The 19874-nt window shown below is 74.9% G+C and carries 19 protein-coding genes; 14 read left to right on the forward strand and 5 right to left on the reverse strand.

Annotated features, from left to right (window positions below):
* The first annotated feature begins 15 nt into the window (after positions 1-15).
* The 4 genes from K8Z61_RS07285 to K8Z61_RS07300 are packed head-to-tail and all read left to right on the forward strand — an operon-like array spanning position 16 to position 3899.
* Positions 16-564: a DoxX family membrane protein gene (locus K8Z61_RS07285; protein WP_224127989.1), complete on the forward strand. Its 549-nt coding sequence runs from the start codon at positions 16-18 to the stop codon at positions 562-564.
* Between the two features lie 59 nt (positions 565-623).
* The gene (gene aroA / locus K8Z61_RS07290; RefSeq protein ID WP_224127991.1) at positions 624-1907 is read left to right on the forward strand and encodes a 3-phosphoshikimate 1-carboxyvinyltransferase; all 1284 of its coding nucleotides are present in this window, start codon (positions 624-626) and stop codon (positions 1905-1907) included.
* A 25-nt stretch (positions 1908-1932) separates the two neighbouring features.
* A complete protein-coding gene (rsgA, locus tag K8Z61_RS07295) occupies positions 1933-2961 on the forward strand; it encodes a ribosome small subunit-dependent GTPase A (protein WP_224127993.1) in 1029 nt (342 codons plus the stop codon).
* 53 nt (positions 2962-3014) lie between these two features.
* On the forward strand, positions 3015-3899 hold the full coding sequence (locus K8Z61_RS07300) for an inositol monophosphatase family protein (RefSeq protein ID WP_224127995.1): 885 nt from the start codon (positions 3015-3017) through the stop codon (positions 3897-3899).
* Positions 3900-3923: 24 nt separating this feature from the next.
* Here K8Z61_RS07300 and K8Z61_RS07305 read toward each other — a convergent pair whose 3' ends face one another.
* Genes K8Z61_RS07305 through K8Z61_RS07325 form a run of 5 tightly spaced genes read right to left on the reverse strand, consistent with a single transcriptional unit; the run spans position 3924 to position 8039 of the window.
* Positions 3924-4889, reverse strand: a complete 966-nt coding sequence (locus K8Z61_RS07305) for an ROK family protein (RefSeq protein WP_224127997.1) — start codon at positions 4887-4889, stop codon at positions 3924-3926.
* Positions 4886-5827, reverse strand: a complete 942-nt coding sequence (locus tag K8Z61_RS07310; protein ID WP_224127999.1) for an ROK family glucokinase — start codon at positions 5825-5827, stop codon at positions 4886-4888. The genes K8Z61_RS07305 and K8Z61_RS07310 overlap by 4 nt, the downstream gene beginning before the upstream one ends.
* Positions 5824-6336 (reverse strand): hypothetical protein, encoded by a 513-nt coding sequence (locus tag K8Z61_RS07315; RefSeq protein ID WP_224128001.1) that lies wholly within the window; start codon positions 6334-6336, stop codon positions 5824-5826. Before K8Z61_RS07315 ends, K8Z61_RS07310 begins: the two co-directional genes overlap by 4 nt.
* Entirely contained in the window at positions 6333-7583 is a 1251-nt protein-coding gene (locus K8Z61_RS07320) for an ArsA family ATPase (RefSeq protein WP_224128003.1), read from the reverse strand. Before K8Z61_RS07320 ends, K8Z61_RS07315 begins: the two co-directional genes overlap by 4 nt.
* 15 nt (positions 7584-7598) lie before the next feature.
* A complete protein-coding gene (locus K8Z61_RS07325) occupies positions 7599-8039 on the reverse strand; it encodes an SRPBCC family protein (RefSeq protein ID WP_224128005.1) in 441 nt (146 codons plus the stop codon).
* 213 nt (positions 8040-8252) lie between these two features.
* Here K8Z61_RS07325 and K8Z61_RS07330 point away from each other — a divergent pair, with 213 nt between their 5' ends.
* The 10 genes from K8Z61_RS07330 to K8Z61_RS07375 all read left to right on the forward strand — a co-directional run bounded on the left by K8Z61_RS07330 (position 8253) and on the right by K8Z61_RS07375 (position 19868).
* Positions 8253-10040 (forward strand): long-chain fatty acid--CoA ligase, encoded by a 1788-nt coding sequence (locus K8Z61_RS07330; RefSeq protein ID WP_224128007.1) that lies wholly within the window; start codon positions 8253-8255, stop codon positions 10038-10040.
* A gap of 293 nt (positions 10041-10333) precedes the next feature.
* On the forward strand, positions 10334-11050 hold the full coding sequence (gene cpaB / locus K8Z61_RS07335; RefSeq protein ID WP_308116754.1) for a Flp pilus assembly protein CpaB: 717 nt from the start codon (positions 10334-10336) through the stop codon (positions 11048-11050).
* A gap of 3 nt (positions 11051-11053) precedes the next feature.
* Positions 11054-12304 carry a P-loop NTPase gene (locus tag K8Z61_RS07340; RefSeq protein WP_224128010.1) on the forward strand — a complete coding sequence of 417 codons (1251 nt, stop codon included), beginning with the start codon at positions 11054-11056 and terminating at the stop codon, positions 12302-12304.
* A 1-nt stretch (position 12305) separates the two neighbouring features.
* A complete protein-coding gene (locus tag K8Z61_RS07345) occupies positions 12306-13832 on the forward strand; it encodes a CpaF family protein (protein ID WP_224128012.1) in 1527 nt (508 codons plus the stop codon).
* A complete protein-coding gene (locus K8Z61_RS07350) occupies positions 13829-15766 on the forward strand; it encodes a type II secretion system F family protein (RefSeq protein WP_224128014.1) in 1938 nt (645 codons plus the stop codon). The genes K8Z61_RS07345 and K8Z61_RS07350 overlap by 4 nt, the downstream gene beginning before the upstream one ends.
* Before the next feature lie 13 nt (positions 15767-15779).
* Positions 15780-16700 (forward strand): type II secretion system F family protein, encoded by a 921-nt coding sequence (locus K8Z61_RS07355; RefSeq protein WP_224128756.1) that lies wholly within the window; start codon positions 15780-15782, stop codon positions 16698-16700.
* Positions 16701-16833: 133 nt separating this feature from the next.
* Positions 16834-18423, forward strand: coding sequence for a sensor histidine kinase (locus K8Z61_RS07360; protein ID WP_224128016.1), 1590 nt, complete (start codon positions 16834-16836; stop codon positions 18421-18423).
* Positions 18420-19088 (forward strand): response regulator transcription factor, encoded by a 669-nt coding sequence (locus K8Z61_RS07365; RefSeq protein WP_224128018.1) that lies wholly within the window; start codon positions 18420-18422, stop codon positions 19086-19088. Before K8Z61_RS07360 ends, K8Z61_RS07365 begins: the two co-directional genes overlap by 4 nt.
* 256 nt (positions 19089-19344) lie before the next feature.
* Entirely contained in the window at positions 19345-19560 is a 216-nt protein-coding gene (locus K8Z61_RS07370; protein WP_224128020.1) for a Flp family type IVb pilin, read from the forward strand.
* A 92-nt stretch (positions 19561-19652) separates the two neighbouring features.
* Positions 19653-19868 carry a Flp family type IVb pilin gene (locus K8Z61_RS07375; RefSeq protein WP_224128022.1) on the forward strand — a complete coding sequence of 72 codons (216 nt, stop codon included), beginning with the start codon at positions 19653-19655 and terminating at the stop codon, positions 19866-19868.
* Positions 19869-19874: the final 6 nt, after the last annotated feature.

The following is a 19874-nucleotide window of genomic DNA, read 5'->3' on the forward strand; positions in this document are numbered from 1 at the left end:
CCTAGGTTGTGCGGCATGTCCCTGAGCCGCCGCATCGCCCGTCCCCTCCTGGCCAGCAGCTTCTTCCTCGGCGCCGCCAACGCGCTGCGCAACGCCCCGGCGCTCGCGCCGAAGGCCGCGCCGGTGACCCAGCGGATCGTGCCGGTGGCCCGCCAGGCCGTGCCGGCGCTGCCCTCGGACCCCGAGACCCTCGTGCGGCTCAACGCCGCCGTCCAGCTGCTGGCCGCGGCCGCGCTGGCGACGGGCCGCTCGCCGCGGCTCAGCGCCGCCGTCCTCGCGGGCTCGCTGGTGCCGACGACCGTCGCCGGGCACGCCTTCTGGGCGGAGGAGACGGTCGAGGGCAAGCGCGCGCAGCGCCTGCAGTTCGTGAAGAACCTGTCGGTGGTCGGCGGTCTGCTGATCGCCGCCGGCGACACCGACGGACGCCCCGGCGTCCCGTGGCGCGCCCGGCACGCCGCCCACGACCTGAGCCACGACGTCAAGCGGGAGGCCCGCTCGATCAAGCGCGCGGCCAAGCAGGAGGCCCGGCTGCGCAAGGCGCAGGCGAAGGCGGCGCTGTCCTGAGCCTTCCGCGGCCGCTCGGGGCCGGGCGGCCTGACCGCCGCGCTCGCTAGGCTGCGCGGGTGCTTCAGCCCTGGCCCGTCCCGCGCGCCCACGACCCGGTCGACGTCGTCGTCGACCTGCCCGGCTCGAAGTCGCTGACGAACCGCGCCCTGCTGCTGGCGGCGATCGCCGAGGGCCCCTCGACCGTCCGCCGGGCCCTCCGCTCGCGCGACACCCTCCTGATGGCCGCGGCGCTCAGCGCGCTGGGCTCGCAGGTGGACGCCGAGGGCGAGGACTGGCGGGTCACGCCCGGCCTGGTCGGGGCGTCGGCGTCCGCGCCGCTCGCGGTCGACTGCGGGCTCGCGGGCACGGTCATGCGCTTCGTCCCGCCCGTGGCGGTGCTGTCGTCGGCAGCGGTGGCCTTCGACGGCGACGCGCACATGCGCACCCGGCCGATCGGCGAGGTGCTCGCGGCGCTGCGCGGGCTGGGCGCGACGATCGACGACGCCGGCCGCGGCGCGCTGCCGTTCACCGTGCACGGCCGCGGGGGGCTGCGCGGCGGTCCCGTCACCCTGGACGCCTCGGCATCCTCGCAGTTCATCTCGGCCCTGCTGCTCGCCGGCGCCCGCTACGACGACGGCGTCGACGTGCGCCACGTGGGCCCACCGGTGCCGTCGCTGCCGCACCTGGAGATGACCGTGGAGGTGCTGCGTCGCCACGGCGTGACGGTCGACGACGCCGAGCCGGACCGCTGGCGGGTCTCCCCCGGGCCGATCGCGCCGGTCGACCACGTCATCGAGCCCGACCTCTCCAACGCCGGGCCGTTCCTGGCCCTCGCCGCGGTCAGCGCGGGCACCGTGCGGGTGCGCGACTGGCCGCGGACCACCACGCAGGCGGGCGACGCCCTGCGCGCGATCCTGACCGCGTTCGGCTGCGCCGTCGACCTGGACGACGACGGCCTCGTGGTCACCGGGCCGGAGCAGCTCGCGGGGGTCGACCTCGACCTGCACGACGTCGGCGAGCTGACCCCCGTGGTGGCGGCCCTGGCCGCGCTCGCGGCCGAGCCGAGCCACCTGCGCGGCGTCGCGCACATCCGCCACCACGAGACCGATCGCCTCGCCGCGCTCGCCACCGAGCTCGGCCGGCTGGGCGCCGACGTCGAGGAGCGACCCGACGGGCTGTCGTTCCGTCCCGCCACGCTGCACGGCGGCGTGCTGGGCACCTACGGCGACCACCGGATGGCCCACGCGGGCGCGGTGATCGGCGCCGTCGTCGACGACGTGGCGATCGAGGACGTCACCGTCACGTCCAAGACCTTCCCCGACTTCGCCGGCTTCTGGTCCGCGCTGCCCGGGCTCGGCTGAGGCCGGGCAGGGGACGGCAGGGACGATGGCGGGCAGGAACGCGGGCCGGTACTCCGAGCACGACCACGAGCACTACGAGCGTCCCCGCCGCCGCACCCGGCCGCGCACCAAGGACCGTCCGACCTACGACGACGCGGTCGACGCCGTGGTGGTGACCGTCGACCGCGGCCGGTTCACCCTCGAGCTCGACGGCGCCGGACCCCGCGACCCCGAGGCGCCGCGGGTGCTGGCGATGAAGGCCCGGCCGCTGGGTCGCAAGGGCGTCGTCGTGGGCGATCGGGTGCGCGTCGTCGGCGACGTGTCGGGCGAGGACGGCGCCCTGGCGCGGATCGTGGAGGTGCGCGAGCGCAGCACGATCCTGCGGCGCACCGCCGACGACGACGACCCGGTGGAGCGGGTGATCGTCGCCAACGCCGAGCAGCTGGTGATCGTCACGGCGCTGGCCGACCCCGAGCCGCGTCAGGGGCTGATCGACCGCGCGCTCGTGGCCGCGTTCACCAGCGGCATGACGCCGGTGCTGTGCCTGACCAAGGCCGACCTCGCCGATCCGGAGATCCTGCTCTCGACCTACCGCTCGCTGGGCGTGCCGTGGGTGGTCACGCAGCGGGGCGGCGACCTCGGCCCCCTGCGCGAGCGGCTGGCCGGCCGCACCTCGGTGCTGCTCGGCCACAGCGGCGTCGGCAAGTCGACGCTAGTCAACGCCCTGGTGCCCGACGCCGACCGGGAGGTCGGCCACGTCAACGCGGTCACCGGTCGGGGTCGGCACACCTCGACGTCGGCCTACCTGCTGCCGCTGCCGGGCGCCGCCGGCGGCGCGATCATCGACACCCCCGGCATCCGCTCCTTCGGCCTGGCCCACGTGCGACCCGAGCAGCTGATCGAGGCCTTCCCCGACCTCGACGAGATGACCGAGGACTGCCCCCGCGGCTGCACCCACGGCGCCGAGGAGCCCGAGTGCGCGCTCGACGACGCGCTGCTCGAGGGGCGTGCCGATCCCGACCGCGTGCAGTCCTTCCGACGCCTGCTGGCCGCGCGCAGCGTCCCGGAGCACTGACCACGCACGCTGCGAGCGGCGCTCCCCGCCGGCCCCTTCACTAGGGTGGCCCCGTGCCCTCCGACCACACCGACGACCTGCGCCTGGCCCACGTGCTCGCCGACGACGCCGACTCGCTGACCACCGACCGGTTCAAGGCGCTCGACCTGCACGTGCTCTCCAAGCCCGACCTCACGCCGGTCACCGACGCCGACGAGGCGGTCGAGGAGTCGATCCGTCGCACGCTCTCGCGGGTGCGCTCGCGCGACGCGATCACCGGCGAGGAGCAGGGCAGCACCGGCCAGGGCTCGCGCCGCTGGATCGTCGACCCGATCGACGGCACGAAGAACTTCGTCCGCGGCGTGCCCGTGTGGGCCACGCTCATCGCGCTGGTCGAGGACGACGAGGTGGTCGTGGGCGTCGTGTCGGCCCCGCAGCTGCAGCGCCGCTGGTGGGCGTCGGCCGGCGACGGCGCGTGGACGGGCCGCTCGCTGCTCAAGGCGACGCGCTGCCAGGTCTCCGACGTGCGCCGCCTCGAGGACGCCTCGCTGTCGTACTCCTCGCTCTCGGGCTGGGACGAGCGCGACCGGCTCGAGGACATGATCGGGCTCATGCGGCGCTGCTGGCGCACCCGCGCCTACGGCGACTTCTGGTCCTACATGCTGCTCGCCGAGGGCGCGGTCGACCTCGTCGCCGAGCCCGAGCTCGAGGTCTACGACATGGCCGCGCTCGACGTCATCGTCCGCGAGGCCGGCGGTCGGTTCACCGCCCTCGACGGCACGGACGGGCCGTGGGGCGGCAACGCGCTGGCCAGCAACGGTCACCTGCACGAGGCCGCGCTGTCGTTCCTGGGCTCCCTGCCCGACGACCCCTCCGACGCCGACGGCGAGGACCCCGATCAGCCCCGCACCGGCCCCGGCACGGTCTCGACGCTGCGCGGCCGGCGTCCGCTGGACTGACCGCGACCTCCCCAGGCAGAACGGCTAGCGGCCCTCGCGGGCCATCACGGCCGCGCCGACGACCCCGGCCTCCGGGCCGAAGCGCGCGAGGCGGACGGGCGGGACGCGTCGGTGCGAGGCGCCGACCAGCGAGCGCGTGAGCGCGGCCCGGGCCGGCTCCAGCAGCAGGTCGCCCGCCGAGGACACGCCGCCGCCGACGACGACGACGTCGGGGTCGAGCGCCGCGACGAGGTTGGCGATGCCCACGCCGAGCCAGTCGCCGACCGAGGCGAAGGCCTGGAGCGCGACGGCGTCGCCCTGTTCGGCCGCCTCGGTGACCATCGGACCGACGAGCCGCTCGGGCACGCCGCCGCACAGCGCGGCGAGCGACGTGCGCTCGCGGCCGATGCGCTCGCGCGCGAACCGGGCCAGCGCGTTGCCGCTGGAGTACTGCTCCCAGCAGCCGCGGCTGCCGCACTCGCACGGCAGGCCGTCGGGGACGACCTGCATGTGGCCGAACTCCCCGGCCATGCCGTTGCGACCGCGGTGCACGCGCCCGCCGAGGACGACGGCGCCGCCGATGCCGGTGCCGAGGGTGACGACCACGGCCTCGGGCACCCCGGCCGCCTCGCCGTGAGCCACCTCGGCCCGGGCGGCGCAGTTGGCGTCGTTGTCGAGCACGACGGTCGTGCCCCAGCGCTCGGCGAGCCGGGCCCGCACGGCCTCCCCGCGCCACGGCAGGTGGGGGGCGAACATGACCCGCTCCCCCGCGCGATCGACGAACCCGGCGGCGGCCAGGCCGACGGCGGCGACCGGGCGACCGTCCGCGACCTCCTCCACCGCCTCGGTGAGCGCGCCCTCCAGCAGCCCCAGCTCGACCCGGCGTCCGGGCGTGGAGCGGGTGGCGGTGGCCAGCACCCGGGCCCGGTCGTCGACCTCCGCGGCGAGCACCTTGGTGCCGCCGACGTCGACGCCGACGACGAGGCCCTCGGCGCGGCGCGGAGGCGTCATCGGCGGGCCAGGTCGGCGGCGCCGATCAGGCCCGCCCGGTTGCCCAGCCGCGCCCGGCGCACCTCGGCGAGCGGACGGTGGCCACGACCGGTGAGGTTCGCCCCGAAGGTCGAGCGGACGGGGCCGAGCAGCAGCTCGCCCGCCTCGCTCACGCCCCCGCCGAGGACGATGACCGCGGGGTCGAGCACGGCGGCGAGCGAGGCGAGGCCCTCGCCCAGCCACCGGCCGAGATCGGCCAGCTGCTCGATGCTGAACGGGTCGCCGGCGCGCGCGGCCTCGGTGATCATCGGGCCGGTGATGGCGTGCACGTCGCCGCCGGCCCGGTCGAGCACGTGGCGGGCCAGCAGCGAGCCGCCGGCCGCGGCACGGCGCGCCTCGCGGACCAGGGCCGAGCCGCTGCCGTACTGCTCCAGGCAGCCGAGGTTGCCGCAGCCGCAGAGCAGGCCGTTGGGCACCACGCGCAGGTGGCCGATCTCGGCCCCCACGCCGAAGGCGCCGCGGAACAGCTCGCCGTCGAGCACCACGCCGCCGCCGACGCCGGTGCCGACGGTGACCAGCAGCAGGTCGTCCACGTCGTGACCGGCGCCGAAGCGGAACTCGCCCCACGCGGCGGCGTTGGCGTCGTTCTCGATGACGACCGCGAGGTCGAGGTGCTCCTCGAGCTCGGCCTTGAGGTCGACGTCGCGCCACGCGATGTTGGGAGCGAAGAGCACGGTGGAGCGGGACTTGTCGACGTAGCCGGCCGCGCCGACGCCCACCGCCTCGATCGCGTGCCGCTCGCCGAGCCGGCGGACGAGGTCGATGACGGCCGCCTCGATCGCCTCGACGTCGGTGGCGGGCGACTCGACGCGGAGCTCCTCGACGATCTCGCCGGTCTCGTCGACGACGCCGCCGAGGATCTTCGTGCCGCCGATGTCGACACCACAGGTCAGGCTCACGGCTCCTCCTCGGGCCAGGGCTCGTCGTCCAGGTCGATGCGCTCGACCCCGGCGGGCGAGCTGCGCGCGGCGCGGCCGCGGCCGTCGCCGGTCGCCCCCTCGGGGGGCACGGCGGTGGCCAGGATGCCCTGCACCGCCGCCAGCAGCGACGTCGTCGCCGTCGCCAGGTGCTGGCGCACCTCCGGGCTCAGCTCGCGCACGCGGTGCACGGTGCGGCAGATCGGGCACCACGTGCACTCGGGGGCGCCGGTGGCCAGGTGCTCGCGCAGGCCGTCGTCGAGCTGGCGGGCGAGATCGGCGGCCGAGCCGGCCGCCGAGCCCGCGACCGAGCCGGCCAGACCGGCCCACGCCTCGCCGCTGCGGGCCTGGTCGCCCGCCCAGCCGGCCAGGGCGCCGAGCAGCTTGGCCGCCTCCTCGGCGACGGAGCCCAGGTCGTCCGCGCCGTCGGGACGCTCGCCACCCTCGGGCCCGCCGGGCGCCGCGGGGTCCTCCGGGAACGGCCCGCTCATCGCAGCGCCTCCTGCCGCGCGAGGTGCGCGGCGGCGTCCGCCGGCTCGCCGGGCGCAGACGTGCTGGAGGCGGCGGCGTCGTCGACGAACCGGACGAGCAGCCGCCCGTCGTCGACCCGGGCGCCGGCGACCCGCAGCCGAGTCAGGCCGCCCGGCAGCGCCAGCACCCGCCGGTAGGACCCGACGGTCACGACCAGCTCGTCACCGTGCCGGACGAGGTCGACGTCGGCCCGCTGGGCCAGCGGCAGGGCCAGCCGCAGCACGGCGCCGGTGGACGTGCGGTCGACCCGGAAGGGACCCTCGCCGCGGGGCGCGGCGAACGGGTCGACGTCCGGACGCGTGGCGTGCACGTCGTCGGCCAGCGCCCGCAGCGCCTCGACGCCGACCGGCTCGCGCTCGCGGTAGACCGAGCGCCACACCGGCAGGCCGGCGAAGGACTGCTCGATCTCGGCGAGCACGGCGTCCTGCGCGCGCACCCAGCCGGCCCGCCAGTCGTCGCCCCCCGCGTGCGGGAAGACCCGGTTCGCCACCACGCCGTCGACGCGGTAGCCGAAGAGGGAGAGGCTGGTCCAGCTGCGCCGCGCCTCGGCCAGCACGACCTGCTCGGGGGTGAGGACCAGCCGCACGGACGCGTCCGGGCCCGACAGCAGCGCCTGCACCTCCGCGAGCTCGCCGTGGAGCCGCTCGATGGCCTCGACGACCCCCTCGCCGGGCATCGGCACGCCGACCGTGCGGCTCAGCATCGGGCCGACCGAGCGCAGCAGGCGCCCACGGGCCGAGGACACCCGCTGGACGTACCACCCCAGCGCCTCCGGGAGGGCGAGCAGCCGGAGCGTCTCGGCGGTCGGGGCGCAGTCGACGATCACGCGGTCCCAGGCGCCCGACAGCACCTGCAGGCGCAGCTCCAGGAGGGCGAGCACCTCCTCCGCCCCCGGTAGCACGGTGAGCTCCTCCGCGGCGACGGGGTCGACGCCGGCCAGGTCGAGCACCGAGAGCAGGTAGCGCTGGATCTCGGCCCACGACTGCTGGAACCGCAGCTGGGCGTCGACCTGCTGGACGAACAGCCGCGGCGCGACCGGCGTCGGCTCGGGGCCGACCGGGACGCCGAACGCGTCGGCGAGCGAGTGCGCGGCGTCGGTGGACAGCACGAGCGTGCGGGCGCCCCGGGCGGCGCTCGACGCCGCGAGCCCCGAGGCGACGGTCGACTTGCCGACGCCGCCCTTGCCGGTGAGGAGGAGGATGCGCAAGCGGGCCGTCCGCCCTCAGCCGATCGACTCGACGCGCTTCTTGAGCCCCTTGAGCGCGGTGTCGATGAGGATCTTCTCGCCCTTGCGCTTGAGCATGCCGATCAGCGGGATGCGCACGTCGAGGGCGAGGCGGTAGGTGACCTCGGTGGAGCCGTCGCCGAGGTCGCGCAGCAGGTAGGCGCCGTCGAGCGCGCGCAGCATCGTGCCCTCCACCAGCGTCCACGTGACCTGCTGGTCGCCCTGCCAGGTGTAGGCGAGGGTGTACTCGTCCTTGATCGGCGCGACGTCGAGGGCGAAGAACACCTCGCGGGCGCGGCCGTCGGCGCCCGGCGTGCGCACGTCGGCGACGGTGACGCCCTTGGCCCACGACGGGTAGGCGTCGAAGTCGGCGATGACGGCCATGACCGCCGCGGGCGGGGCCTGCACCACGATCGACGAGGTGGTCTGCTCGGCCACGGGTCCTCCTCGGCTGCGCCGACCGGCGCGGGATGCGGCGCTGCGGCGCAGCGGGCGGGCGGGCCCCGGGCCTGGCGGCGCAGGGCGTCGCGAGCGTACCGGATCGCGATCGGCCGGCCGCCGGGCGGTAGCGTGCGCGGGGCCCGGCGCGACGCGGTCGCCGCGGGCTCCCGAGCCCCCGGGCCGTCCCCCCACCGAACCAGAGGAGCAGGCGTGCGCGAGTTCGCCACCCCCCTCGCCGTCGAGATCCCGACGAGCGGCAACCTCACCGACGACGTGGTGCGCAACGCGGCGGAGGCGCCGGACGCGGTCGTGCTCAGCCGCCCGGGCGCCGAGGGATGGCTCGACGTCACCGCGGCGGACTTCCGCGACGAGGTCGCGGCGGTCGCGAAGGGGCTGATCGCCTCCGGCGTGCAGCCGGGCGATCGCGTCGCCCTGCTCTCCCGCACGCGCTACGAGTGGACCCTGCTCGACTACGCCATCTGGTTCGCCGGCGCGGTCACCGTACCGGTCTACGAGACCTCGTCGGAGGAGCAGGTCGCCTGGATCCTCGGCGACTCCGGCGCCCGGGCCGCGCTGGTCGAGACCGGTGCGCACGCCGCTCGCGTCGAGGCCGTGCGCGACCGGCTGCCCGACCTCGCCCACGTGTGGTGCCTCGACGACGACGCGGTCGCGACCCTGCGGGCCGCGGGCGAGGAGGTCTCCGACGGCGAGCTCGAGGCCCGGCGGACCCGCGCGACGCCGCTCGACCTGGCCACGCTGATCTACACCTCCGGCACCACCGGGCGGCCCAAGGGCTGCATGCTCACCCACGGCAACTTCATGACCGAGCTGGGCGTCGCGGTCGAGGAGCTCGAGCGGCTCTTCGACACCGAGGCCGCCTCGACCCTGCTGTTCCTGCCGCTGGCGCACGTGTTCGCCCGGATCATCCAGATCGGGTGCATCCGCTCGCGGGTGCGGCTGGGCCACAGCGCCGACATCCGCTCGCTCCTCGACGACCTCGGCGCCTTCGAGCCGACCTTCATCCTGGCCGTGCCGCGGGTCTTCGAGAAGGTGTTCAACACCGCCTCGCAGCGCGCCACCGCCGACGGACGCGGCGCCGTCTTCGACCGTGCCGCCGAGACGGCGATCGCCTGGTCCCGCGCGACCGACGCCGGGCGCGTGCCGCTGCGCCTGCGGGCCCAGCACGCGCTCTACTCGCGCCTGGTCTACGGCCGGCTGCTGGCCGCGCTCGGCGGCCGCTGCGCCTACGCGGTCTCCGGCGGGGCGCCGCTCGGCGAGCGGCTGGGCCACTTCTACCGCGGCATCGGCGTCACCGTGCTCGAGGGCTACGGGCTCACCGAGACCACCGGCGCGGCCACCGTCAACCTGCCCGACGCCCTCAAGATCGGCACCGTCGGACGTCCGCTCGGCGGCACGGCCGTGCGGGTCGCCGACGACGGCGAGCTGCTCCTGCGCGGCGGCCAGGTCTTCGTCGGCTACTGGGGCGCCGAGGAGGCCACCGCCGAGGCGCTCGAGCCCGACGGCTGGTTCCACACCGGCGACGTCGGCGAGATCGACGACGAGGGCTTCGTGCGCATCACCGGCCGGAAGAAGGAGATCCTCGTGACCGCCGGCGGCAAGAACGTCGCCCCGGCCGTGCTCGAGGACCGCCTGCGCGCCCACCCGCTCGTCGACCAGTGCCTCGTCGTCGGCGACGGCCAGCCCTACATCGGCGCCCTGATCACCCTCGACCGCGAGTCCTTCCCGCTGTGGGCCCAGGCGCACGGCAAGACCGGCGACGTCGAGCAGCTCCTCGACGACCCCGACCTGCAGTCCGCGATCGAGGGCGCGGTCGATGAGGCCAACCGCGCGGTCTCGCGGGCGGAGTCGATCCGCCGGTTCGCGATCCTCCCCGACGTGTGGACCGAGGAGGACGGCCAGCTCACGCCGTCGCTCAAGCTGCGGCGCAGCGTCGTGATGCGCGAGCAGCGCGACCAGATCGCCGCGCTCTACCGCTGAGCCCGGACGCGAACCCGGCCCGTCCGGAGCCACCCGGACACCCGCCGACGGCGTGACCGGGGCCACAGATCCTCCACTCGTCCACAGCCCGGTGACGGGACGACCTCAGTTCGCCTCAGAACGGCCCGACTTCGGCCGAAGGGGGTCCCGAGGGAGTCGCCGATTCCTAGCATCACTCCCGGGAGGGGGCTGCCGGCCCCGCGATGCAAGCACCGGCGCGACGGGCTGAGGGGCCCGACGCGTCGGCGGACCGGAAAGGGTCGACGTCGATGGATCGACGCAGAGTTCTGTTGGTGGCCGCCGCCGTGGTGGCGGCCCTCGGGACCGTCCTGGTGTTCCTCTACGTGAAGGGCGCCGACCAGCGGGCGCAGGACAGGTTCGCGACCGCCCAGGTGCTGGTCGCGACCGCCCAGATCGAGCAGGGCGAGACGGTCGCGGCCGCCGCGGCGGGCGGCAAGCTGGCGCTCGAGCCGGTCGCCTCCGACCAGATCCTGCCCGGCGCGGCGACCACCACCGAGGGCATCTCCGACCTGCAGGTGCTCACCACCATGTACCCGGGCGAGCAGATGATCCCCGAGAAGCTCGGCAAGGACGCCGGCGTCGCCAGCGCGCTGCCGATCCCCGCGGGCAAGGTCGCGATCGCGGTCAACCTCAGCGACCCCGCCCGGGTCGCCGGCTTCATCAACCCCGGCTCCGAGGTCGCGGTCATCTACAGCGGCAAGAACCCCGCGACGGGCCAGCCGTTCACCCGCACCCTGCTCACCCGTGCCACCGTGCTGGCCGTCGGCTCGAGCACCCCGGCCCCGATCGCCGGCAAGCAGCCGACCGCCAACGCTCCGGCCGAGACGGTCGCCCGCACCCTGCTCACCCTCGCGCTGAGCCAGGACGAGGCCCAGCGCATCCTTTTCGCGCAGGGCTCGGGCCAGCTCACCTTCGCCCTGCTGACCAAGCAGGCCAAGCTCAGCGACACCTCGAGCGTCGACTCCACGAACCTGTTCGCGAAGCGCTGACCCATGCCGATCGTCGTCGATCCCGAGAGCGGCAGCGTCGCGACGCTGCTGCACAGCCTGCCCACGGGCAGCCAGGGGGTGGAGAGCGCCGAGCGGATGCGCGGCTGGCTGGCCCACCACCCGGAGGAGTACATCGTCGTCCTCGGGCCGCACCTGGAGCTCGACGAGGCGCTCGCGGTCTGCGAGGAGCTGCGCATCTCGCGGCCCACCGTCAGCGTCGTCCTGGTCCGCGAGGGCCTCGACGCGGCCGTGCTGCGCGCGGCCATGAAGGCGGGTGCCCGCGACGTCGTCGAGGACGCCGACGCCGACGCGCTCGTCGCCGCCGTGGGCCGGGCCTACCAGCTGTTCGTGGCCCTGCGCGGCCCCGCCGGCGCGGTGCGCCGCGGCTCGGTGGTCACCGTGTTCTCGCCCAAGGGCGGGGTCGGCAAGACCACCGTGGCGGTCAACCTGGCGCTGGCGCTCAACGAGGGCGGCGCCCGCCGCGTCTGCCTGGTCGACCTCGACCTCGCCTTCGGCGACGTCGCGATCACCATGCAGCTCTTCCCGTCGCACTCGATCGAGCACGCCATCGGCGCCGAGGACTCCCTCGACCTCGAGCAGCTCGACGCGCTGCTGACCCGGCAGGCCGACTCCCTGATGGTGCTCGCCGCCCCGGCGCACCCCGACGTCCGCGAGCGGGTGAGCCCGCACCTGGTCACGAGCGTGCTGCGCACGCTGCGGGAGGGCTTCGACCACATCGTGGTCGACACCGCCCCGGCCTTCGACGAGCAGGTGCTCGCCGCGCTCGACGAGACCGACGAGTGCGTCATCGTCGCCACCCTCGACGTGCCGACCCTGAAGAACGTCAAGGTGGCCCTGGAGACCCTCGACCTGCTCGGCATCGCCGCCGACCACCGGCACCTGCTGCTCAACCGCGCCGACGACGCGGTGGGGCTCTCGGCCGAGAAGGTGGAGTCGATCCTCGGCATGCGGGTCGCGGCCCGGGTCTCCAGCGCCGTCGAGATCGCCGCGTCCACCAACACCGGCACGCCGATCGTCGTCGACCGGCCCGAGCACCAGGCGTCCGAGGCGCTGCGCCAGCTCGCCGCCGATCTCATCGGCGACGTCGTCGAGCCGCCGGACGTCTCGCTGCACCTCGCCGCCAGCACGCACGCCAGCACCCCGTCGGGCGCGCACCCGGCCCGGCCGGGCGTGCCGCGCACCGCCGACACCGACGACGAGCGGGTGCGCTCCCGCTTCCGGATCAGGAGATGAGATGAGCAGCCTGTCCGACCGCCTGGCCGCCGCCCGCCGCGGCGACGAGCCGGGCGACTCCCCCGCTGCCGACGACGCCGCGACCGGCGCGGAGTCCGGCGCCCCCGGCGCGCCGGGCGCCTCCGCGAGCGCGGCGAGCCCGGCGAGCCCGGCCGGGGCCGAGGGCGCCGGCCAGCCGACGGTCGCCGGCAAGCGCCGGGCGACGTCCGAGGCGGCGCTCAGCGCCCGACGCGCGGCCGCCGCCCCGGCGGGCGACCGGATCGACGACCTCAAGGCCAACGTCCACGCCGAGCTGATGCGCGAGCTCGGCCCGCGGCTCTACGACGCCGACCTCGACACCGCCGAGCTCGACCAGCAGGTGCGCGCCGTGCTCGCCGAGGTGCTGGCCGCGCAGGACCGTCCGCTCAGCAGCAGCGATCGGGCGCGGGTGACCCAGGAGATCAGCGACGACATCCTCGGCTACGGGCCGATCGAGCCGTTCCTGCGCGACCCCGACGTCTCCGAGGTCATGGTCAACGGCCACGCGAGCATCTGGCTCGAGCGCGACGGCCGGCTCGTGCCGGCGGACGCGCAGTTCGTCGACGAGGCGCACCTGCGCCGCACGATCGACAAGATCGTCTCGCGCATCGGCCGGCGCATCGACGAGTCCTCGCCGATGGTCGACGCCCGCCTGCCCGACGGCAGCCGCGTCAACGCCGTCGTCCCGCCGCTGGCCGTCGACGGCTCGGCGCTGACGATCCGCAAGTTCGCCACCGACCCGCTCACCGTCGCCGACCTGATCTCCTTCGGGTCGCTGACGCCGCAGACCGCGGAGTTCCTCGACGCCTGCGTGCGCGGGCGGCTCAACGTGATCGTCTCGGGCAGCACCGGCGCCGGCAAGACCACGACGCTCAACGTGCTGTCGTCCTTCATCCCCTCCGACGAGCGGATCGTCACGATCGAGGACGCCGCCGAGCTGCAGCTCAAGCAGGACCACGTGGTGCGGCTGGAGTCGCGGCCGGCGAACATCGAGGGCCGCGGCGAGGTCACGATCCGCGACCTCGTGCGCAACAGCCTGCGCATGCGGCCCGACCGGATCATCGTCGGCGAGGTCCGCGACGCCTCCGCGCTCGACATGCTCCAGGCGATGAACACCGGCCACGACGGCTCCATCTGCACCCTGCACTCCAACGGCCCGCGCGACACGCTCTCGCGCATGGAGACGATGGTGCTGATGGCGGGCATGGACCTGCCGATCCGCGCGATCCGCGAGCAGGTGGCCTCGGCCGTCGACCTGATCGTCCACCAGACCCGGCTGAAGGACGGCACCCGCCGCATCACCCACATCACCGAGGTGGAGCGCATGGAGGGCGACGTCATCACGCTGCAGGACGTCTTCCTCTTCGACGGCTCGCTCGGCTTCGACCGCGACGGCCGCAGCCTCGGCCGGCTGCGACCCACCGGGCTGCGCCCGAAGAGCCTGGAGAAGCTCGCGCTGGTCAACGTCACCGTCGACCCGATGCTCTTCATGGCGGACCGGATCGCATGAGCCGCCGCCTCGCCTCGCTGGCGCTCGTCGTCCCGGCCGCCCTGGCCGGCCTGCTCGGGCTCGCCCCGGTCGCCGCGACGGCCGCCGCTCCCGACGGCACCGCCGACATCTCGCACGTGGAGGTCACCGACGCCGGCGTCGAGATGCTGGTCTCGGTGCCGCGCGGCGCCGACGTGCGCCTCGACGGCGTCACCGCGACGATCGCCGGCCAGCCGGCGGGTCAGGTGAGCGCGCAGCCGGCCTCGGCCACCGACGCCGTGCGCCGCACGACCGTGCTCGTCGTCGACACCAGCCCGTCGATGCGCGGCGAGCGGTTCGCGGCCGCCAAGCAGGCCGCCGCCACCTTCCTCGACACCGTCCCCGACGACGTCGAGGTCGGCATCGTGTCCTTCGCGGGCGACATCACCGTCGCCCAGCCGCCCACGCTCGACCACGCCGCCGCCCGCACCGTGCTGGACTCGCTGCGCATCGCGCCGCGCACCCGCCTCTACGACGGCGTCCTGCGCGCCGTCCGGGTGGCCGGCACCGAGGGCCAGCGGCGCCTGCTCGTGCTCAGCGACGGCGCCGACACCTCCACCACGTCGCTCGCCTCCGTCGTCGCCACGCTGCGCCGCACCCGCACCCAGGTCGACGCGATCGCGCTCGACGCCGGTACCCCGAGCGCGGCGCTCAGCCGACTCGCCGCGGCCGGGCGGGGCACCGTGATCGCGGCCGACCGGGCCGACCTCGAGCAGGCCTTCGCCGGCGAGGCGGACGCCCTGGACCGGCAGATCGTCGTCAGCGCGACGCGTCCGGCCGGCCTCTCCGCCACCAGCGGGACGGTGTCGGTCACCGTCCCGACCGCGACGGGCACGCTCACCGCCGACGCCTACGCGACCATCGGCCGCGCGGCGATCGTGCCGGCCTCCGCGCCGTCCGTCCCCTCGCTCGGGGTGGTCGGCCCGGGGCTGCCGTCGTGGGCCCTGTACGCCGGCGTCGGCGTCCTCGGCGTCGGACTCCTCGGGCTGCTGGTGCTGCTCGTGCCGCGCGCCCCGCAGCCGCTCAGCGCCGCCGACCGGGTCTCGCGCTACACCAGCGCCGTCTCCGGCCTCGGCGGCGGTCAGGCCGGACTGCCGAAGATCGACCCCGACCAGGCGATCGCCCAGGCCAAGGACGCCGCCACCCAGATGCTGCACCGCAACCGCGACCTCGAGACGCGCATCGCCCGCCGCCTCGACGCCGCCGGCAGCGAGATGAAGCCGGCCGAGTGGCTGCTGGTGCACCTCGGCGTGTTCGTGGCCGCCGCGCTGCTCGGCCTGCTGCTCAGCGCCGGCAACCTGCTGCTCGGCCTCCTGGTGGTCGTGCTCGGCGCCGTCGGCCCGTGGATCGTGCTCGGCGTCCGCGGCGCCCGCCGCCGACGCCGGTTCGCGGCGAGCCTGCCCGACACGCTGCAGCTGATGTCCGGGGCGCTGGCCGCCGGTCTCTCCCTGCAGCAGGCCGTCGACACCATCGTCAAGGAGGGCAGCGACCCGATCGCCGGGGAGTTCCGCCGCGTGATGGTCGAGACCCGGCTCGGCGTCTCGGTGGAGGAGGCGCTCGACGGCGTCGCCGAGCGCTTCGAGAGCAAGGACTTCGAGTGGGTCGTCATGGCGATCCGCATCCAGCGGCAGGTCGGCGGCAACCTCGCCGAGCTCCTCGACACGGTCGCCGCGACCATGCGCGAGCGCGAGTACATGCGTCGTCAGGTCGCCTCGCTCTCGGCCGAGGGCCGGCTCTCGGCGTGGGTGCTCGGCTGCCTGCCCGGGCTGTTCCTGCTCTACCTCGTGCTGACCCAGGGGTCCTACGTGGCCCCGCTGTTCCACGACCCCCGCGGCTGGGTGCTGCTCGGCGGCGGGACGCTGTGGCTGTCCCTCGGCGTGTTCTGGATGAGCCGCCTGGTGAAGGTGGAGGTGTAGTGCCGTGCTGCTGATGCTGGTCCTCGGCCTGATGCTCGTCGTCGCGGCCCTCGTGCTGCTCGGCGTGGCCCTGCGCCCCCAGGACGCCGCGGGTGGGCTCTCCCGCTCCCTGGAGGTCCTCGAGGCGATGACGGCGGCGCCGGCCGACCTGCGTCGCCAGGAGGCCGAGCGACCGTTCTCCGAGCGCGTGCTCGAGCCCCTGCGCGAGCGGGCCCTGACCCTCGGCCGGCGCCTGTCTGGCGGCGACACCACCGAGCGGATCCGCCGACGGCTCGAGCTGGCCGGCAACCCGGCCGGCTGGAGCGTCGACCGGGTCGTCTCCGGCAAGGTGCTGCTGGCGGGCCTGGGCCTGGTGCTGGGCCTGCTCGCCTCTCTCCTGCTGGCCCACTCCCTGCCGGTGCGGATCGGCCTGAGCCTGCTCGGGGCCGCCGCCGGGTTCTTCGCCCTCGACGCCTTCCTCTACCAGCGCGCGCACGACCGCGGCGAGGCCGTGCAGCGCGCGCTGCCCGACGCGATCGACCTGCTCACCATCTCGGTCGAGGCGGGCCTGGGGTTCGACGCCGCGGTCCAGCAGGTCGCGCGCAACACCGAGGGCCCGCTGGCCGACGAGCTCGCCCGCGTGCTGCAGGAGATGCAGCTGGGGCAGGGGCGCGCCGAGGCCCTCCGCGGCCTGGCCGAGCGCACGCACGTCGAGGACCTGCAGTCGTTCGTCGGCTCGATGGTCCAGGCCGACTCCTTCGGCGTCCCGATCGCGCAGGTGCTGCGCGTGCAGTCGCAGGAGATGCGGGTCAAGCGACGACAGCGGGCCGAGGAGAAGGCCCAGCAGGTGCCGGTGAAGATGACCGTCCCGCTGATCTTCTTCATCCTGCCGTGCCTCTTCGTGGCGGTCATGGGCCCCGCGGCGATCAACATCATGGACAGCTTCAGCCGCTGACGGCGTGTCGGGAGCGGGCGTACCGCTCCCCCGCGTCCAGCGACCATAATCACGCGAGCCACTCGGGGCTCACGGACGGACCGGCACCTCGGCTCCGCCCCGCACCACCGCTCCCACCCCGGAAAGTGACCTCATGACCACGCTGCAGCGTCAGGTGTTCCGCCTGAGCGCCGCCGCGCGCGCCTTCGTGCTCGTGGTCCTCCTCGGCTCGGCCGTCTATGCGCGCGACGACGTCGCCCTGCACACCGTCGGCGCGGTCGGAGGGCTGTGGCTCGTCGTCCAGCTCGCCGAGCGCTGGCCCGAGCGCACCGTGCCCGTGCTCGGCGTGCTCGAGCCGCTGGCGGTCGGCGCGGCGTGCGGTCTGAGCCTGCACCAGAGCACCGCGGCGATCGGCCTGATGACCGTCCCCGCGTTCACCGGCGGCCTGCACCGGGGCGTCCGCGGCATGGGGGTCGCCCTGTCGGCGCAGGTCAGCGCCATCGTCGCGCTCGCCTACCTCGGCTACAACGGCATCACCCGCGAGCAGAGCGTCGCGACCTTCACCTGGACGGTCACCGGCCTCGGCCTGGGCCTCGTGGCCTGCTTCGTGCGCAGCGCGCTGCTGCGCAGCAACGACCCCCTGACGCCGTACTACTACGCCCAGACGCTGATCCGGCAGCTCATCGGCCTCAGCGGCGACCTCAGCTCCGGGCTGGATCCCACGATCCTCGGCGGGGCGATCATGGCGCGGGTCGACGACGAGCTGCCCACCGCGCGCCTGGCCCTGTACGTGCCGCGCGAGGACGAGCTCGTCCCGCTCGTCACCAAGAGCCTCGACCCCGGCGCCGCCGCCGGGCCCGCCGACCTCTCCGACCACCTCACGCTCGCGCAGAGCGCCTGGGACGGCGAGGAGACCCTCGTGCTCGACGCCGAGGGCCGGCTGGCGCTGGTGCTGGTCACCGACGCCGGACGGGTCGGCGTGGTCGCCGCGACGCCCACGGCCGGCGTCGACGCCCGCGACCTGCAGCGGCGGCTCACCCGGGCGCTCCACCCGCTGGCCGTGCAGCTCGACACCGCCCTGCTGTTCGCCCGCTTCCGCGACACCGCCACCGCCGAGGAGCGCCGGCGGCTCTCCCGGGAGATGCACGACGGCGTCGCCCAGGACATCGCCTCGTTGGGCTACTTGGTCGACATCGTCGCGGCGAGCCCGCCGGGCCCCAAGCAGGAGGCGCAGCTGGAGCTGCTGCGCGAGCGGATCTCGGCGGTCGTCGCCGAGGTGCGACGCACCGTCATCACGCTGCGCACCAGCGTCGGCGCGAGCGAGACGCTGGGCACCGCGATCACCTCCATCGCCCGCAACCTCGGGCAGGTCTCCGGCATCCCGATCGCCGTCACCCTCGACGAGCAGCCGACGCGACTGCGACCCGAGGTCGAGGCCGAGCTGTTCCGCATCGCCCAGGAGGCGATGAACAACGCCGTCAAGCACTCGGGGTGCACGCAGATCCACGTGCACTGCCAGGTGCAGCCGCCCTCGGCGTCGATCACCGTCAGCGACAACGGACGCGGCATGGGCACCGGCCGCTCCGACTCCTACGGCCTCGGCATCATGCAGGAGCGCACGCACCTCATCGGCGGCATACTGACCCTCACCGACACGCCCGGCGGTGGCCTCACCGTCCGCGTCGTGCTCGGCGACCAGATCCCCGACGTCCCCGTCGGGGAGGAGCAGAAGGCGCAGCTGTGAACGACACCGCGAACCCCACCGAGCCGGCCCCGACCCGCGTCATGCTGGTCGACGACCACGAGCTCATCCGCACCGGCCTGGCCGGCGTCTTCGACCTCCAGGACGACATGGAGGTCGTCGGCGTGGCCGGCAGCGTCGCCGAGTGCATGGCGCGCTGCGCCGAGCTGCGCCCCGACGTCGTCGTCACCGACCTGCAGCTGCAGGACGGCACCGGCCTCGACATCGTCCGGGCGCTGCGCAAGCGGAGCGAGACGATCGGCCTGGTGGTGCTGACGATGCACTCCGGCGACGACCAGATCTTCGCCGCCATGGAGGCCGGCGCGTCCGGCTTCGTCGGCAAGGACGCGCCCTCCTCGGAGGTCGTCAAGGCCGCGCGGCATGCGCGGGTCTCGCCGCGCTCGTTCGTCTGCGCCGGCCTGGTCGGGGCGATGATGCGCCGCTCGGCCGCCGAGTCGACCCGGCTCACCGACCGCGAGCACGAGGTCCTGCTGCTCCTGGCCGACGGGCTGGGCGCGGCGCAGATCGGCCAGCGGCTCTACCTCAGCGAGTCGACCGCCAAGTCGCACATCGCGAAGATCTACCAGAAGCTCGGCGCCACCAACCGCGCCCAGGCGCTCGTCACGGCCATGCGCATCGGCCTGCTGTCCACCGTCAAGCCCAGCTGAGCCAGCACCGCTCAGCCCGCACGGCCCGCGCCCCCAGCCGAGGGGACGCGGGCCGTCGTGCGTCTGCGGCCGAAGGTCCCGAACGGGTCAGGGCGGCCGTCGCGACGGGGTAGCTCGAAGTGACTACGCGCCTCGACGCGGTCACCCGATCCGGCCACCCCCCTCCGCGCAGCAGGATTCATGTCGTGAGGTCGAAGGCCTCACCGGAGCGGTCACAGCCCGAGCCGATCCACTTCAGTCCTCCTGGGAGAACCTCATGATCGAGTACCTGCGCCTCCTCTTCTCCGGCCGTCGCCCCACCGCCGACGACCGCGGCGCCTCCGCCGTCGAGTACGGCCTGCTCATCGCCGGCATCGCCGCGATCATCGTCGTCGCCGTCATGACCCTCGGCCCGGTCGTGAAGAAGGCCTTCACCGCCACCTGCTCGTCCATCACCAGCAACAACGCCGCGGTCGCCACCGGCAGCTGCTGATCGTGCCGGCGGCGGGCTCGGAGCTCGGCCGAGCCCCACGCCGCCGGCCCCGGCAGTCCCACCGCACCAGCGACGCCACGAAGAAGGACGACATGCAGCTGCTCACCCGGATCCTCCAGGCTCTGGCCCCAGCCCGTCGCGACGACGACGGAGCCTCGGCGGTCGAGTACGCGCTGCTGATCTCCGGCATCGCCGCGATCATCGTGGTCGCGGTCGTGGCCCTCGGCCCGGTCGTGAAGAAGGCGTTCACCGAGACGTGCTCGAGCATGACCTCCAACGCCACCGCCCTGGCCACCGGCACCTGCTAGGCGCCG

This window comes from Nocardioides sp. TRM66260-LWL, from assembly GCF_020075545.1.
GTDB lineage: Bacteria > Actinomycetota > Actinomycetes > Propionibacteriales > Nocardioidaceae > Nocardioides.

Coding starts and splice junctions, on each gene's coding strand:
- K8Z61_RS07285 (WP_224127989.1), top strand. CDS start 16: ATGTCCCTGAGCCGCCGCATCGCCCGTCCCCTCCTGGCCAGCAGCTTC.
- rsgA (WP_224127993.1), top strand. CDS start 1,933: ATGGCGGGCAGGAACGCGGGCCGGTACTCCGAGCACGACCACGAGCAC.
- K8Z61_RS07305 (WP_224127997.1), bottom strand. CDS start 4,889: ATGACGCCTCCGCGCCGCGCCGAGGGCCTCGTCGTCGGCGTCGACGTC.
- K8Z61_RS07315 (WP_224128001.1), bottom strand. CDS start 6,336: ATGAGCGGGCCGTTCCCGGAGGACCCCGCGGCGCCCGGCGGGCCCGAG.
- K8Z61_RS07340 (WP_224128010.1), top strand. CDS start 11,054: ATGCCGATCGTCGTCGATCCCGAGAGCGGCAGCGTCGCGACGCTGCTG.
- K8Z61_RS07345 (WP_224128012.1), top strand. CDS start 12,306: ATGAGCAGCCTGTCCGACCGCCTGGCCGCCGCCCGCCGCGGCGACGAG.
- K8Z61_RS07350 (WP_224128014.1), top strand. CDS start 13,829: ATGAGCCGCCGCCTCGCCTCGCTGGCGCTCGTCGTCCCGGCCGCCCTG.
- K8Z61_RS07355 (WP_224128756.1), top strand. CDS start 15,780: ATGCTGGTCCTCGGCCTGATGCTCGTCGTCGCGGCCCTCGTGCTGCTC.
- K8Z61_RS07360 (WP_224128016.1), top strand. CDS start 16,834: ATGACCACGCTGCAGCGTCAGGTGTTCCGCCTGAGCGCCGCCGCGCGC.
- K8Z61_RS07370 (WP_224128020.1), top strand. CDS start 19,345: ATGATCGAGTACCTGCGCCTCCTCTTCTCCGGCCGTCGCCCCACCGCC.
- K8Z61_RS07375 (WP_224128022.1), top strand. CDS start 19,653: ATGCAGCTGCTCACCCGGATCCTCCAGGCTCTGGCCCCAGCCCGTCGC.